Source organism: Cupriavidus sp. PET2-C1, from assembly GCF_054515855.1.
Window position 1 is genome coordinate 2166850 of sequence record NZ_CM137260.1, and the last position, 14969, is coordinate 2181818.

General features: G+C 68.0%; 12 protein-coding genes. 5 read left to right on the forward strand and 7 right to left on the reverse strand.

The features are described from left to right. Positions 1-39: 39 nt before the first annotated feature. From ACX12D_RS29770 to ACX12D_RS29780, 3 genes are all read left to right on the forward strand, one after another. Positions 40-987: a GDP-L-fucose synthase family protein gene (locus ACX12D_RS29770; protein ID WP_459376560.1), complete on the forward strand. Its 948-nt coding sequence runs from the start codon at positions 40-42 to the stop codon at positions 985-987. 1 nt (position 988) lies between these two features. Continuing rightward, positions 989-2071 (forward strand): glycosyltransferase, encoded by a 1083-nt coding sequence (locus tag ACX12D_RS29775; protein WP_459374629.1) that lies wholly within the window; start codon positions 989-991, stop codon positions 2069-2071. 100 nt (positions 2072-2171) lie between these two features. Continuing rightward, positions 2172-3434, forward strand: a complete 1263-nt coding sequence (locus ACX12D_RS29780) for a WcaI family glycosyltransferase (RefSeq protein WP_459374630.1) — start codon at positions 2172-2174, stop codon at positions 3432-3434. A 37-nt stretch (positions 3435-3471) separates the two neighbouring features. Here ACX12D_RS29780 and ACX12D_RS29785 read toward each other — a convergent pair whose 3' ends face one another. The 7 genes from ACX12D_RS29785 to ACX12D_RS29815 all read right to left on the reverse strand — a co-directional run bounded on the left by ACX12D_RS29785 (position 3472) and on the right by ACX12D_RS29815 (position 11681). Continuing rightward, positions 3472-4665 carry a glycosyltransferase gene (locus ACX12D_RS29785; protein WP_459374632.1) on the reverse strand — a complete coding sequence of 398 codons (1194 nt, stop codon included), beginning with the start codon at positions 4663-4665 and terminating at the stop codon, positions 3472-3474. Positions 4666-4749: 84 nt separating this feature from the next. Then, complete coding sequence (locus tag ACX12D_RS29790; protein ID WP_459374633.1) at positions 4750-6090, reverse strand: hypothetical protein; 1341 nt, start codon at positions 6088-6090, stop codon at positions 4750-4752. Beyond that, positions 6084-7256: a glycosyltransferase family 4 protein gene (locus ACX12D_RS29795; RefSeq protein WP_459374634.1), complete on the reverse strand. Its 1173-nt coding sequence runs from the start codon at positions 7254-7256 to the stop codon at positions 6084-6086. The genes ACX12D_RS29790 and ACX12D_RS29795 overlap by 7 nt, the downstream gene beginning before the upstream one ends. Then, positions 7253-8296 carry a glycosyltransferase family 2 protein gene (locus ACX12D_RS29800; RefSeq protein WP_459374635.1) on the reverse strand — a complete coding sequence of 348 codons (1044 nt, stop codon included), beginning with the start codon at positions 8294-8296 and terminating at the stop codon, positions 7253-7255. Before ACX12D_RS29800 ends, ACX12D_RS29795 begins: the two co-directional genes overlap by 4 nt. Continuing rightward, positions 8293-9573, reverse strand: a complete 1281-nt coding sequence (locus ACX12D_RS29805) for a hypothetical protein (protein WP_459374636.1) — start codon at positions 9571-9573, stop codon at positions 8293-8295. Before ACX12D_RS29805 ends, ACX12D_RS29800 begins: the two co-directional genes overlap by 4 nt. A 63-nt stretch (positions 9574-9636) precedes the next feature. Then, positions 9637-10824, reverse strand: coding sequence for a glycosyltransferase (locus tag ACX12D_RS29810; RefSeq protein WP_459374637.1), 1188 nt, complete (start codon positions 10822-10824; stop codon positions 9637-9639). Beyond that, a complete protein-coding gene (locus ACX12D_RS29815; protein ID WP_459374638.1) occupies positions 10821-11681 on the reverse strand; it encodes a class I SAM-dependent methyltransferase in 861 nt (286 codons plus the stop codon). Before ACX12D_RS29815 ends, ACX12D_RS29810 begins: the two co-directional genes overlap by 4 nt. An 889-nt stretch (positions 11682-12570) precedes the next feature. On the opposite strand from ACX12D_RS29815, the gene ACX12D_RS29820 reads away from it, so the two are divergent. Together ACX12D_RS29820 and ACX12D_RS29825 are read left to right on the forward strand one after the other, a co-directional pair. Further along, entirely contained in the window at positions 12571-13512 is a 942-nt protein-coding gene (locus ACX12D_RS29820; RefSeq protein ID WP_459374639.1) for a response regulator transcription factor, read from the forward strand. Positions 13513-13872: 360 nt separating this feature from the next. Further along, positions 13873-14967 (forward strand): polysaccharide biosynthesis/export family protein, encoded by a 1095-nt coding sequence (locus tag ACX12D_RS29825; protein WP_459376561.1) that lies wholly within the window; start codon positions 13873-13875, stop codon positions 14965-14967. The last annotated feature ends 2 nt before the right edge of the window (positions 14968-14969 follow it).

Consider the following 14969-nt stretch of genomic DNA (forward strand, 5'->3'; position numbering starts at 1 on the left):
GCGCGGCAAGCGCGGGTGTTCGTGGCGGGCCACCGCGGCATGGTCGGCTCAGCCATCGTGCGTGCGCTGGACGCGCGCGGCCAGGCCGACATCGTCACGCGCGGCCACGCCGAGCTCGACCTCACCGACCAGCAGCAGGTGCGCGCGTTCTTCGCCACCCAGGGCATCGACACGGTCTACCTGGCTGCCGCGCGCGTAGGCGGCATCCACGCCAACCACACCTTTCCCGCCGAGTTCATCCAGCAGAACCTGATGATCGCGGCCATCGTCATCCACGAAGCCTGGCGCGCGGGCGTGAAGCGCCTGCTATTCCTCGGCTCGAGCTGCATCTACCCGAAGTTCGCACCCCAGCCCATCAGCGAAGCCGCGCTGCTTACCGGGCCGCTGGAACCCACCAACGCCCCCTACGCCCTGGCCAAGATCGCCGGCATTGCGCTGTGCGAGAGCTACAACCGCCAGTACGGCACTGACTACCGCAGCGTGATGCCGACCAATCTCTACGGCCCGGGCGACAACTATCACCCCAACAACAGCCACGTGATACCGGGCCTGCTGCGGCGCTTCCACGAAGCCAGCATGGCGCACGCCCAGCACGTGCCGGTGTGGGGCAGCGGCACGCCGCTGCGCGAGTTCCTCTACGCGGACGACCTGGCCGCGGCATGCCTGCATGTGATGGCGCTGCCCGAGGACGTGTACCGCCAGATCGCGCCGGCCGGATTCCTGAACGTGGGCAGCAGCGAGGAAGTCAGCGTGCGCGAGCTGGCGAGGCTGGTGGCGCAGACCGTGGGGTTTCGCGGCGACATCGTCTTCGACAGCGGCAAGCCCGACGGCACACCGCGCAAGCGGCTCGACTGCACGGCCCTTGCCGCCACGGGCTGGCAACCGGCCGTGGCGCTGCGCGACGGCCTGCGGCTGGCCTACCTGGATGCACTGCAGTGCGGAAGGCTGGCGCATGGCACAGCACCGGCACAACACGTGGAGGCCTGACATGAAACCCCTGCTCCGCCATCCCGGCAAGCGCGCGCAGCCACAGGCCACTGCGTCCGCAACGTCGGCTACCTCGGCCGCCAGCGGCGCGGCAGCGTGTCCCGGCGCGCTCTGGCCCGGGCAGGTCATCTTTCCCACGGGCAGCGCGGATGCGGGCCTGTGGCGGCGCTGCCTGCAGCAGATGCGCGCCATCTCGCTCAGCCCCGGCGCGCTGGTGGTGCTGGCGGGCCAGAGCCGGCTAGAGAACTGGGCCATGCTGCTGGCCAGCATGGCGCTGGGACGGCGGCGCGCGGCCTTCTTCCACGGGGCCGCCTTTGCCAGCGTGCCTGGACGCTTTGGCGCACTGGCAGACGCGGTATTGCTGCGCCATTGCCAGGGCGTCTTCGTGGGCAGCGAGCGCGGCTGCGCGCGCGCCATTGCCGCCGACGTTCCCCCGTGCAAGATCTTTGCCTGCCGCCCGCCGGCCGTGCTGCCGGACGGATTCGATGCCGCCGCCGAACGGCGCGAGCGGGTCGAGCGCGCTGCGCCGCCGCATGCGCCGCATTTCCTGCATGTTGGCGCCCTCACGCACGATCCGGCTCTGGTGCTGCTGCTCCATGCCTTTGCCGGCGCGCGGCAGGCGTGGCCGGCGGCGACGCTATCGCTGGTGGGCACCGGCCGCGCCTATGGCCGGCTGCGCACCATGGCCGACGCGCTCGGGCTGGGGCCGTCGGTACGCTTCCTGGGCGCGATGGCGCCGGCCGACTGCGCCGTGGAGTACCGCAAGGCGAGCTGCCTGGTGCTGCCCGACGCCGCGCAGCGCTGGCACCCGCTGGTGCGCGAGGCACTGAGCTACGGCTGCCCGGTGGTGGTGAGCGTGAACAACGACGACGCCGGCGAACTGATACGCGACGGCGTCACCGGCCTGTATTTCAAGGCGGGCGACGCCGGTGCGCTGGCCAGGTGCCTGGTGCAGGTGCCCACGCGTTTTGCGGATGCCGCCGCCACCGCCGAGCGCTGCCAGGCCGCCGCGCTGGAGGACTCTCCTGCCTCCGCGGGCAGGGCCATGGCGGCTGGCTGCGTGCGGATCATGGCCGCGGACTAGGCGCACGCCGGCATATGCCGGCACGCACCCTGCGCACCGCAGCGGGCGTGACGGCTGCGTACCCATACAGAGCATCGATGCCACTGACGCTACCGTTGCCATGAAGATACTCATGTACTGCCTGAACTATGCGCCCGAGCTGACCGGCATCGGCAAGTACACCTGCGAGCAGGCCGAGTGGCTGGCCGCGCGCGGCCATGAGGTGCGGGTGGTCACCGCGCCGCCGTACTATCCGGCGTGGCGCGTGGGCGAGGGCTATCGCGCATGGCAATACAGCCGCGAGCGGCGGCACTGGGTGGAGGTGTATCGCGCGCCGCTGTGGGTACCGCGCAAGCCAGGCGGCATCGCACGGCTGCTGCACCTGGCAAGCTTTGCCGTATCCAGCCTGCCCAGCCTGATGGCCCAGTTGCGCTGGCGCCCGGATGTGCTGTTCGTGGTGGAGCCCCCGCTGATGTGCGCGCCGGCCGCTTTGCTGTTCGCGCGCTGGAGCGGCTGCAAGACCTGGCTGCATGTGCAGGACTACGAGGTCGACGCGGCGTTTGCGCTGGGGCTGCTCCGCCGGCCCTGGCTGCGCCGCGTGGCGCACCGCGTGGAGCATCAGTTGATGACGCGCTTTGACCGGGTCTCGTCGATCTCGCAGGCCATGGTCTCGCTGGCGCGCGGCAAGGGCACGGAACCCGGGCGCGCGGCCTTGCTGCCCAACTGGGTCAACCTGAGGGAAATCGGCGCCGGCAGCGCCACGCTGGCGCGCCGCACGCTGGGCATCCCGGCGGATGCCGTGGTGGCGCTGTACTCGGGCAACATGGGCGCCAAGCAGGGGCTGGATGTCATGGCTGATGCCGCCCGCCTGCTCGATGGCCATGAACGCCTGCACTTCATCTTCTGCGGCGACGGCGCCGGGCGTCCCGCGCTGGAGGCCGCCTGCGCGGAGCTGTCACAGGTGCGCTTCCTGCCCTTGCAGCCCGCCGGCATGTTTGCCTCGTTGCTGGCCGCCGCCGACGTTCACCTGCTGCCACAACGCGCCGGCGCCGCCGACCTGGTCATGCCCTCGAAGCTGACCGGCATGCTGGCCAGCGCTCGCCCGGTGGTCGCCACCGCGGAGCCGGACACGGAACTTGGCCGCGTGGTTGCGCAATGCGGCGTGGTGGTGCCGCCGGGCGACGCGGCCGCGCTGGCCGCCGCCATCGACACGCTGGCGGCGCAGCCCGCGCTGCGCGCGCACCTGGGCAGCACGGGCCGGCGCTGGGCCGAGCAGCACCTGGACCGCGACATGGTGCTGGGCGAACTGGAGAAGGCGCTGTTCGCGCTGATCAGGCACCAGCCTGCCGGCGCGCCCAGCACCGCCGGGGTCGGCAGCGAATAGCACGCGCCACCGTTCAGGTGTTCAGGTGTATAGGTGATCAGGCGTCCACCGACACGCGATCTTCCACCGAAGCCGCTGCCAGCACCGTGAGATAGATGCTCTCGTACTGGTCCATGGCCTTCTCGGCGGAGAAGTTCCCGGCCCATGCGATCGAGCGCGCGGCCACCTTGGCGCGCCGCGCTTGCGGCCATGCGAGCATCGCGGCCAGCATGTCCGCACCGCGTTGCGCCCAACCTTCCATGTCACCGCTAGCCATCGGCTCAAGCAATTGCACCTGGTCGCCACCGATCTCGGTCATCGGCGCGCGGTTGGTGGTCAGCACCGGCGCGCCGCATGCCATGGCTTCGATGATGGGCCAGCCGAAGCCTTCTTCCAGGCTCGGAAACACCATCACGGCGGCCAGTGAATAGGCTGCCTGCACCGCCTCGGTGGGCAGCCCCGTCAGGAAGCGCACGCTGCCGCCAAAGGCGATTGCCCGCTCGCCCTGCTCGCGCATTTCCGCGGTGGGGTCGCCACCGATCATCCACAGCGCCAGTGGATCGCGGCACTGCCGGCAATAGGCGTGGTAGAGCGCCAGCACGCCTTCGCGGTTCTTGTACCACTGGTTGCCGCCGACATGCACCAGCATGCCTTGCGGATCGGCCGGCACGCCAGCGCGCTGCAGGCAGGCCAGCGCTTCGGTGGTGCCCATCCTGTGGAACGGATAGTTCATCCCGTTGTAGACCACCCACGCGGCCTCGGGCGCGCACGGATGCAGGCGCCGCAGGTCGCGCATGGTCTTGTTGGAGACGGCGATAAACGCCTTTCCCTGCAACAGGCCCCAACGGATCAGCGACTGGTAGGTGTGCCCGCTGGCCGAAAGCCCGTGCTCGGGGAACTCGCCAGCGAGCGTGCGCAAGGCAATGAAATCATGGCAATGCACCACGTGCGGACGATGGCGCAGCAGCGGCATCCAGATGCCCAGCGCGTGATCGGCCAGCACCAGCAAGGTGTCCTTGTCGACCTTGCGCAGACGCCATAGCGCGAGCATCGGGAACAGGATGTACTGATCGATGTAGCCCAGCCATTTTCGCAGCCCGCCGCGCGCCGGCAGGCGGCACATCACGGCGGCGGGGGTCCATAGTTCAGCCTGGTGGCCGCGCGCGCGCATGCCGTCGATGATCATCGCGGCAAAGCGGTCCATGCTGTGGCTGCCGAAGAAGGCGGGGTGACCCAACAAGATGATTTTCATGGCGATTGAAAAATGTGCGGATAGCAGGTCGTTGCCGTGTCGATGTTTATGTCCTGATTTCGTTATGCCGATCCGGAGCCGGGCTTAGCCGGGGTGAGGCAAGCGTTGGCTCGCTTGCCGCGTGGCCGCCAGCGTCATGCCGGCAAACACGAAGCCAAGCGCGTTGGCCGTGAGTTGCCCGACTATCGGCCAGGAGGTCAGCCCGAAGATGGCAATGGTCCACATCAGGATGAGAAAAGCGCTGCCGGTGCGCCTGGCCACGCGCAATGCGCGCCACATGCCGTTGATGAAGATCAGCGCCTTGAGCAAGATGCTCAGATAGCCGACCAGGCCCATCTCGCCGATGACGCGGCCGGTCTCGGTTTCGCTGATCACGAACAGCAGGCCGGTCTGCAGGAAGTAGTTGGCCAGGTTGCTGCCAAGCCCGAGCCCGCTGCCAAGCAGGCTCTGCTCGGCCGAGACATCATTGACGCCGAAGAACATCGACTCCACCCGGTCGCCGAAGCTCTCCATCTGCGCCGCGGAATTGAAGCGCTCCAAGGTCGCGTCCACCGCCGAGCTGACGAACAGCACGATGACCACGCTCATGAGGATGGAAACAATGCCCCACGACACCGCCGCCCTGCGCCGTTTTCCCTTGCCGTAGCGCAAGCTTGCCAGCAGCGCGATGCCAAACACGATCGGCAACAGCAGGATGGCCGAACGCGACCCGCTGACCAGCGAGGCAATGAACAGGCTGCCGATGACCGCAAGCGAATGCAGCTTGCCCCAGAGCCCCGGCTTCTGCTCGCCCAGCACGGCCTCCAGCGCGAAGGGGCTGACGATCGCCAGGAACAAGGTGTAGCCCAGCGTGAACGAGAAGGTGCCCGTGGTGCGCACCACGTCGGCCGTCACGCGGAAGACGGTATCCGGATCGCCCTCGATCTGGCGATTGAGGAAACTCTCCGGCGGCTGAAAATGCTGCACCAGTGCCAGCGGAGCCATGATCAGCAGCATGACAAGCGCGGCCTTGGCGATGGCTTCCAGGTCCTGCTCCTCGAGCAGCTCGGCCGCGGCGTAGGCAAACCACAGGTACAGCAGCCAGAAGCGCACGCCGATCAGGAAAATGGGCAGCGAGTTGACGCCCGCAACAAGCTGCAGCAAGCCCCAGAAGCAAACAATGGCCGACCACCACAGCAGCATGCGCACGGTGCGCCGCGCCGGGGTAAAGCCTGAATAGCGCACCGCGTGGTACAGCGCATACACCACCATCAGGTCGCGCAGCAGGATCAGCGGCATGGTGAGCGAATCCGAGACCCACTTGCGCGCGGCGCCCTCGAACACGGCAATCACGAAGACGGTGAGGAAGATCCGCCCGAACACGGTGACGCGCGCCCGGCGGGCTGGCACGGCGGGTTTCGCGTAGGGAAGGGAATGGCTCAGCATAGCGCGCCTACCGTTTCGGCTGCACTCAGGCGGTACCTCGCCCAGGTGTACTTCTGCCCGGCGATACGGGCATGGGCGCGCGCGTGCTCCAGCTGCGCGCGATCTGTCGCCAGGGCCAGCATGCGTTGGTACAGCGCGTCCGCGCAAAGCGGCACCACCCACCCGGCCTGCGGGAATTCATCGATGATTTCTTTCGCACCGACCCGATCCGAGAGCAGCACCGGCGTGCCGCACGCCAGGGCCTCGGCCACCACCATGCCGAAGGAATCGAAGCGCGACGGCAGCACGAAGCAGTCGGCATCGGCAAATACCTGGAACAGCGCCGGCTGCGGCAACGCGCCAAGCTGCAGCACGCCCGGCATGGCAGCGATGCGCCCGCCCAGCTCCGGCTCTACGAGCGCGCCGGCAAGCACCAGCTCCGCCTCCGGCACCCGCTCCCGCAACCGCGCGAACGCGTCAAGCAGCAGATCGATGCCTTTGCCCACGCGCACCGCCCCGGCGAACACAAAGCGCGGGCCGCCGGCGAGCCACTGGCGGCGGACGCCGTCCGGCAGCGTCGCGCCAAGCAGGATCGGCTTGAGCTTGGCCGGGGGCACGCCGGCGTCGATGTAGGTACGCGCGGCAAACGCCGAGCAGGTGATGATGATGTCCGCCAGCGCGATCTCCGCATCTTTTTGCGCATTGATCTGAGCAAGGTAGGTGCGGTCCTCGACCGGCACCATGGCTTCGGCCGCACGATGATGCACGGCGGGCGCCTCCAGCACGCAGCGCGCGCCAATGCGCCGCGCCGCCTGGAAGGTCCGCAGCGCGGAGTTCTCGTAGGCGACCACCACATCCGGGCGCACCGCCTCCACCCGGGCGGCCACCCATTGGTCGAACAGATGGAAGATCCGGTGCGCGTAAGCCGACCCGGAGCGGCCGACATAGCGATTGAGTCCAAGCTTGAGCACACCGGGAAAAAACACCGGGTGCCGCCGCAGCGCCTTGGGGATGGCGACCTCGCGCACCTTGGCGTGATATCCGGCCGGCAGCCACCAGGGCGGCGCCTCGCCCGGGGCGCGCACCGGCACACCGGACCAGTATTGCTTGAGCATGTCATGCTCATAAAGCGCCTGTGCCATCTGGTGCGAATGCTGCAGGCCGGGATGCGTGACGAGGGCTTTCATGCTTCGCTCCCCCTTGGGGGGCCATCGAGCCGCGCCCCCGCGGGCACGGCTTGCGCGGGCAGCCCGGCGCAGCGCGTGGGCCGGCCGGGTGGCTGCATGCGCAGCGTGCCCGCCAGGTGCACGCCCTGCACGAAGCCACCCCAGCCACCCAGCAACTGCCCGGGCAGGCTGCGTGGCCGCTTGAGCAGGCTGTGCGCCAGGAAGTAAGCGCCCGGGCAACTGCGCGACCCTACCAGCAGCTGGAACAGCAGCAACCGCAGGCGCATCGCCGGCGGTGCGTATGCCATCGAGATCGCCGTCATGTTGCAGGTCTCTTCGAAACAGCGCCTGCGCGCATAGCTCTGGCGCTCGTAGTTGTAGCGCGCGGCCGGATAGTGATCGACGATGGCGCCGGGATCGAGCACCAGGCGCCATCCTGCGTGGCGAAGCATCTGGCACATCCACGTCTCGTTGCCGGGCTGCGCGCCCTGCCCCTGCAGCCGCTCGTCAAAGCGCGCGGTGCCCAGTGCCGTCCGGCGCAGGATCCAGTTGCAGCCCTTGAGCGTTTCCACCGCGCGCGGCGCGCCGCACACCCGATGGGTCTCGCCGATGATCCTGCCCCAGCCGTCGCGATAGCCGGCCAGCGGCACATCCGGCACGGCCAGTGGCGCGCCATCGGCGCTGCGCACGACATCACGGCCGCCAGCGCCGCCTACCGCGGCATCGGCAAAGTGGGGCAGCAAGCGGGCCAGCCAGTCCGCGCGCGGCAGCGCGTCGTCGTCCAGGATCGCAAGCAGCTCGCCGGTTGCGTACGGCAGGCCGGCATTCATGGCAGCCACCACGCCAGGCTCGATCACCTTGACTACCCGCAACGCCGGATAGCAAGCCTGCGCCGTATTTGCCAGCCACGCCGCCGTGTCGGGATCGTCCGCGCCGCGGCAGACCACGATCAGCTGAACCGGCGCCGGCACGAGCGCGGCGACAGCCTGCAGGCAGCGCTGGAGCATGTCCAGGCGCCGGTAGGTCGGGACCATCAGCGTAACGCTGGGCGCATCGCTCATTGCGTGCTTCCTCCATGGGGGGCAAGGCGCTCGTCGCTTGGCAGCAGGCGTCCGGCACGCACGGCCGCGGTGAGCTCGCAGACAATGGCCGCGGCCAGCCCCGACGACAGCCCGAGCTGGAACCACAGCACGCCATCGAGCGTGGTGAGATCGAGAAAGCGCGGCGCAGCCGCGCACCAGGCCAGCACCACCGGCACCTGCACGAAGGCGAAATGATTCAGGCCGCGGTTGGCCAGCAACTGCCAGGCGATGCCGACCACGCTGGCAACGCCCGCGCCAAGGCAGGCGATCATCAGTTCGGCGCCCAGCGAGGCATAGTTCGGCCCCACCAGCCACAGCAGCAACCCCGGCCATGTCGCGGCAAGAAGCACCAGCGCGGCCGCAGGCAGGCAAGCCAGCGCCACCCACCCGGCAAAGCGCCGCAGCACGCCGTCGCGCGCTTGCGCGAAGCGCGGAATCACGTACGCGGCGACCACGGCGCCCACCGGCATCAGCAATTGCCCGATGCGCGACAGCGCGCCCAGCGAGGCCGTTTGCCCGACCGCGCCGTGATAGGCGACGATGGCAAACACCAGTTGCCCCTGGACGCAGTAGAAAGCCTCCAGCGGCAATTGCCGCCGCATGATGCGGCCGATGTATTGGCTGTCCTCCGCCTTGCCCGCGCTGCCGGCATGTGCCGCCAGTGGTATCTCACGCGCGATCCAGCGCCGCACAACCGGCACGCGCAGTCCCGCGAACAGCACGTTGACGAGGGTCGCGCCCAGCACGCCGAGCAGGCCCAGCGCGTAGAGCGCGGACGACAGCACCAGGCGCCCCACGGACAGGCCGGTATCCAGCGCCTGCAGCGCGGGCGCGCGGTTGGCAAACAGCAGCACCTGGTCCACGACGCGCGATTGCATGTCGAAGTACCACGTTGCCAGCAACAGCGCCAGCAGCAGCACGATCAGGATCACGCCGGCATGGTTGCGATACAGCAGCCACGCGGCGATCGCCAGCACCACCGGCAATAGCCAGGCGGAGAGTTTCCAGCGCTGGCCCATGGCCGCGCAGGCCAGTTCCGCGGCACGCTCCCGGTCCGGCCAGGTCTTGCCCAGCAGCGCGTTCAGGCCAAGCTGGATGCCGCCCTTGGTGACGATGGCAATGGCGCCCATGATGAGGCCGACCACGGTGTAGATGGCGTAGTCGCCCACCTCAAGCCAACGGGCCAGCAGCAGGCCGGTGACCGCGCCGACCCCCTGCGAAAGCACCGCATAGACGAGGAATCCGAGCAGCTTCACGGCGGTCCCGCTCCCCGCTCAATGACGCTGTGGCATGACGGCGCGACCATGGTCTTGTCTCCTCTATCCCGCCGCCGCGTGGTGGACAGGCTGCGCAGCCTCGGTGGCGCCATGGAGGATGTCCAACAGCCGCTGTGCGGCCTGTCCGGCATGGAAGCGCCGGGCAAAGGACTGCCGCGCGGCGATACGCATGCGCGCTTGCGCGGCGGGCTCGGCCTGCAGCCACTGCCGCAGGCAGGCAGCGGCGCCCTGCGCCGTGTCCGGGCCCACCAGCCCGGCGCCGTCGGCGACGATCTCGCGCCAGATGTTGACCTTGTCGGAGATCAGCACCGGCACGCCGCAGCCGAGCGCCTCGGCCACCGCCACGCCGAAATTCTCCTGGTGCGAAGGCAGGCAGAACACCTCGGCCGCATGAAACGCGCCCCACTTGAGCTCGCCCTTGAGCATGCCGGTCCAGCTCACGCGCGCGGACAGCCCATGCGCGGCGATGCGTTGCTCCAGCATCGCGCGCAACGCGGTGTCGTGCGGTCCGGCCAGCACCAGATGCAGCGCGGGATGCGCGGCGGCCACGCCAGCGAAGGCGTCGACCAGCAGGTCGCAACCCTTCTTCTCGTGGATCCGGCCAAGGAACAGCGCGATGCGCTTGCCGCGCACCTCCGGGAAGGCGCTAAGGAAGGCCTCACGCAACGGCGCGCTGTCCTGCGGTGGCTGCGCCGTGCCGTAGCTTGCCACCACCTCCCGGCACCGATATGGCCAGAACGCGCCGCTGGAGCGCTGCTTCTCTTCGCTGCACGTGAACAGCACGCCGCGCGCGTGGCGCAGGACCCAGTAGTCGCCGACCAGCCAGTAGAGACTCTTCTTCAGATGCTTGAGCGGATAGTGGTCGCGAAACCAGGGGTCCAGCATGCCGTGTGTAAACACAAAATACGGCACACGCTTGCCACGCAGCGCCAGCCACACGGCCAGCGCGTGGAACTGCCACAGGCCTTCGACAATGACCGCGTCGTACTCTTCGCAATGCGCGCGCAGCCAGGCCACCATGCGCCGGTTGAAGCCGTACTTGAGCGATGACGGCCCCAGCGCGATGACGTCGAGCTCGCTATCGCGCACGCAGGGCGCATCGGGCGCGTCGCCGCAGCACACCTGCACCAGCACGCCACGCTCGCGTAGCGGCGCGCGCAGCTGGCGCACGCCCTCGATGGGGCCACCACCACCCGGATCGATCGACGAGATCACGTGCAGGATCTTCATTGCCGGGTTCCGGGGGCCGCCGGTGACGCGTCGCCGGACGCGGGCTTGCGCGCGATGAAATGAAACCAGTACACGTCGCGCAGGTCCTGGCCTTCGCGCAGCGGCTCGCCGTTCAGGTTGCCGAACACCACATCGGTGTGCAGCCCTAGCTCCGCGAGCGCGCGCTTTTGCGCGGCGAACTCGGTATAGACGATCACGATGCCGAACTTGTGGGCGGCGCAAACCCGGATGGCATAGCCATCGAACTCGCGGTTCAGCCGCGAGTGCCGTAGATAGTTGAAGGTGGCAATCGGCAGGTTGCAGATCACCCGCGCGGTATCGATGCCAACCGCGATAGGGTTGGCCGACAGATGCGGAAGCCGCACGAAGCGCGAGAGATTCTCGCGATAGCTGGGCCCACGCATGTTGTGCGTGGAGAACAGCATCAGGCCGCCGGGCCGCAGCACACGCGCGAACTCGCGCAGGATGGCGACGCGCCCCGCGTAGTCGACCGCATCGATGCCGTTGAAGCTGAACATCACCAGCGCGAAGCTGCTGTCCGCAAAGCGCGACATGTTGCGCGCATCCATCTGCATCACCCGCACGCCGGGATGATTGCGCTGGCAGATCTCGACCATCTCGGGCATGTAGTCGACCGCCGTATAGTCGTCGCTCAGCGCGCGCAGCAGCGCCACGGTGCGCCCGCCGCCCACGCCAACGTCGAGGATGGGCTGGCCCCGCACTTCGTCCGCCACCCGGGCGATCGCCGCGGCCTCGCCAGGGTCGGTCCAATCGCTGGCGGTGCCGAACCACCGGCGCGCGCCCCAGCTACGCCATGCGTGTTGATTGATGCGATCCTGCGCCGTGCCTGAAGCCATGACATCCTCGTGAAGATGAGCAACGTTGGACCAAAGCGCAGCCGTGCCGCTGGCATGCATTGCCGGGCGGATGACCGGTCTGCCTGCGGTGAGGATGCCGGGGCGGAATTCGGGTTTCTGTACGTTGCCACACACGCGTCGGCACGCCGGGAACAGGCAAGACCGGCGTGCGCCGCGAGGGATACGCGGGGCCTTGTTCAGGCGCGGCGGCGGGGTACCGCCAGCATCGCTTTCCTGCAGCGCAAGGGGGGCATCCGGCACCGCGGGCATGCTCGCGTGCCGGCTGGCGCTCTCCCCTCATCCTGATGGCTGAGATGGCTCTCATCCGTTTGTCGCGCGGCGCTCGCCCAAGGCTCATTCCGAAGGCGCAAGTGGGTCGCGGACTCCACCTCGGCGCGCGTTTCAAGATTGATTCGCCAAGCGGGCGCGCCCCCCGGAAAAGCCATAAATGCGCTAGCAAACCCCTTTTCCGTTGCAGCTGTGAAACTATATTGGCCAATAACTGTTTCAGTCTTGAAACATAATCCCGGTAATTATCCATCACCCATTCGGGTAACCCGCCATGCGGCCACCACCAAGGCTTTCCGGATGATGAGAACAAACCTCTCCAACCCAATTAGAGCGCCGCCAAAGCAACTTGATTTCGTGCAGATCAGACCATAATATGACCTTAATTCGTTTTAAGACGAATGGCATTTTGGGGTGGGTTCAGGGGGTCAGCCTTCCGGCTCGCGGTCAGTTCCCGGCAATAAGAACGGGCGCTCCAGCTTGGCGGTGGTACGGGGATAAATTGGGGCGGCGCGCGTGGAGCACCACGAGGGTCGCGCAGGTCATTATTCCGCTGCGTTCAACCTGTTTCCTACCGCAATCATACGGGGGGAATAACAACATGAACGCACTGCTCATCGAGGGTCACCCACTGCTGCGTCTCGGGCTGCTGCAAATGCTCGAGCGCATCCATGGCGTCGACCACGTCATCACCGTCGACCCGGCCGACGTCGCCCTGCTGGAAGGCAATCATTGCGACCTGCTCGTGTTCGGCATGCCGGCCGACACCGACGCCGGATGGCAACTGCTCAACAAGGTGCGCTCCGTGCTCTCGGCCGATCGCTTGCTGCTGCTCGCCGATATGATCCCGCTGCAGATTCCCGCGCTCGCCATGGCGCAAGGGATCTGCGGCTGCCTGCCGAAATCCGCTTCGCTGGCGGTGCTGGAAGCCGGCATCCGCCTGGCCATGGTTGGCGGGCAATACGTGCGCGGCCAGAACAACCGCCAGGCCGGCGCGTCAAGCAGCGGATCACCGGGCCTCTCGGCCGGCAACTATCCTGTAGGTGGACGCATTCCCGTGCTGGCGCCGCTGGCTGACGGCGCGCCATGCAACCCCGCCGGCATGCGCATCCAGGCCGCGCCATCCTCGCGCGAGTCCCTGGGCGCCGTGTCTCGCCAGAGCGCTGTTCCGGCCGAGGCCGGTAGCACCGGCGGGCACAGCGAGACCGCGTACGACGAAGCCGAGATGCTGCAGATCACCCCGAGGCAATATGAGGTCCTGGTGCTGCTGGCGCGCGGACATCCCATCAAGACTGTGAGCCGCATGCTCAATATCTCGGTGGCGACCGTCAAGAGCCATGCCTGCACCCTGTACCAGCGGCTCAAGGTGCGCAACAAGGGCGAGGCGGTCTACGCGGCGCTGCAGCGCGGCGCGTCACTGGAATGGGTCAGCGGCGACGAGGCTGCGCCGCGCACGGCGGCGCGCAACGCGCCGTCTGCCGGCACCAGGCCGGTACGCACGGTTGCGGAGTACGGCACGGGCGTTTCCGCCGCGATGCGCTGAGGCGCGCTTGCGGCGCAGCCAACCGGCGGCGGCAGGCGCAAGCCTGCCGCCGTTGTCTTTTTTCCGGGCCGCGGGGCACGCTTTCCAGCAGCCGTCGCGTGTCTTCGCTCCGCCCAGGGGAAGGCCCCGTTCGTTCGCCCTGGCGCGTTGCGCGCGCTGGTTCCGGCATCGCAGTGCAATGTGTGACAGCGCACCGATTGGTCCCTTCTCGCCTCCTAGGATGGCAGCATCGGGGGATTGTCGCAGCGGTTGCGATGTCCCCGTCGCCCAATGCCGGAGGCTGCCGTGAACAAGATCACCGACCATGACGGGCAACACAGGAACACGCAACGCCAAGGCAGGCCGCTGGCATGCCTGGCCATGCTATGCGCGACCCTGTTGCTCGCCGCCTGCGCAAGCTCCCCAGGCATGCACTTCGACCCCAAGGCGCCGGTCGGCGCGGTCGGACCCGATGCCATGCCCAACATCACGCCGATCACGCTGGAGGTGGTGCGCAACCAGCGCACCATGGCGCAGCGCGAGGTCGAGAAGCTGGACGAGCTCTATGGCAAGCCGCAGCCCTATCTGATCGGCCCGGGCGACATCGTCTCGGTGGTGGTGTGGGATCACCCGGAACTGGTCTTCCCCAACCAGACCTACAGCATCGGCGCCGCGTATGAAATCCCCGCGGTGGGCGGCGGCTCCAATGTGCCCGGCTATGTGGTGAGCGCGCAGGGCGATATCCAGTTTCCCTACGCTGGCGTGATGAAGGTCGCCGGCAGGACGGCGAACGACGTGCGCGACCAGATCGCGAAGGTGCTCTCGCGCGTGGTGCGCGATCCCCAGATGACGGTGCGCGTGCTCGCGTTCCGCAGCCAGCGCATCTACGTGGATGGCGAAGTGCGCACGCCTGGCATGCAACCGATCGACGACGCGCCGATGACGCTGATCGAGGCGCTTAACCGCGCGGGCGGCGTGCTCAACCTGACAGGCGACAACAGCCGCATCCGCATCACGCGCGGCGAGCGCAGCTGGCATGTCAACATCCCGGCACTGCTCGCGCGCGGCATCGATCCCTCGCGCATCATGCTCAAGAACGGCGACATCGTGCGCGTGGAACAGCGCGAGGACAGCAAGATCTTCGTCACCGGCGAGGTGGTGCGCCCCACCACCTTGCTGATGCGCAATGGCCGCATGACGCTTAACGAGGCCATTGGCGACGCTGGCGGCGTGAATCCGAACACCGCCAACGCGGAGCAGATCTTCGTGATCCGCAAGGCGGCGGACGGCGAACCTAAGGTGTTTCACCTGGACGGCACATCGCCCGTGGCCCTGGCCATTGCCGAAGGCTTCGAACTCGAGGCAAAGGACGTGGTGTATGTCGACGCGCGCGAACTGGTGCGCTGGAGCCGCGTGGTCAACCTGCTGTTGCCATCGACGAGCGGTGCGTTCAGCGCCGCCAGCGTGGTCAAGTAAGC

Excerpts from the sequence above, each read along its gene's own strand:
- ACX12D_RS29770 (WP_459376560.1), top strand. The coding sequence starts at position 40 with ATGGTCGGCTCAGCCATCGTGCGTGCGCTGGACGCGCGCGGCCAGGCC.
- ACX12D_RS29775 (WP_459374629.1), top strand. The coding sequence starts at position 989 with ATGAAACCCCTGCTCCGCCATCCCGGCAAGCGCGCGCAGCCACAGGCC.
- ACX12D_RS29780 (WP_459374630.1), top strand. The coding sequence starts at position 2,172 with ATGAAGATACTCATGTACTGCCTGAACTATGCGCCCGAGCTGACCGGC.
- ACX12D_RS29785 (WP_459374632.1), bottom strand. The coding sequence starts at position 4,665 with ATGAAAATCATCTTGTTGGGTCACCCCGCCTTCTTCGGCAGCCACAGC.
- ACX12D_RS29790 (WP_459374633.1), bottom strand. The coding sequence starts at position 6,090 with ATGCTGAGCCATTCCCTTCCCTACGCGAAACCCGCCGTGCCAGCCCGC.
- ACX12D_RS29795 (WP_459374634.1), bottom strand. The coding sequence starts at position 7,256 with ATGAAAGCCCTCGTCACGCATCCCGGCCTGCAGCATTCGCACCAGATG.
- ACX12D_RS29800 (WP_459374635.1), bottom strand. The coding sequence starts at position 8,296 with ATGAGCGATGCGCCCAGCGTTACGCTGATGGTCCCGACCTACCGGCGC.
- ACX12D_RS29810 (WP_459374637.1), bottom strand. The coding sequence starts at position 10,824 with ATGAAGATCCTGCACGTGATCTCGTCGATCGATCCGGGTGGTGGTGGC.
- ACX12D_RS29815 (WP_459374638.1), bottom strand. The coding sequence starts at position 11,681 with ATGGCTTCAGGCACGGCGCAGGATCGCATCAATCAACACGCATGGCGT.
- ACX12D_RS29820 (WP_459374639.1), top strand. The coding sequence starts at position 12,571 with ATGAACGCACTGCTCATCGAGGGTCACCCACTGCTGCGTCTCGGGCTG.
- ACX12D_RS29825 (WP_459376561.1), top strand. The coding sequence starts at position 13,873 with ATGCTATGCGCGACCCTGTTGCTCGCCGCCTGCGCAAGCTCCCCAGGC.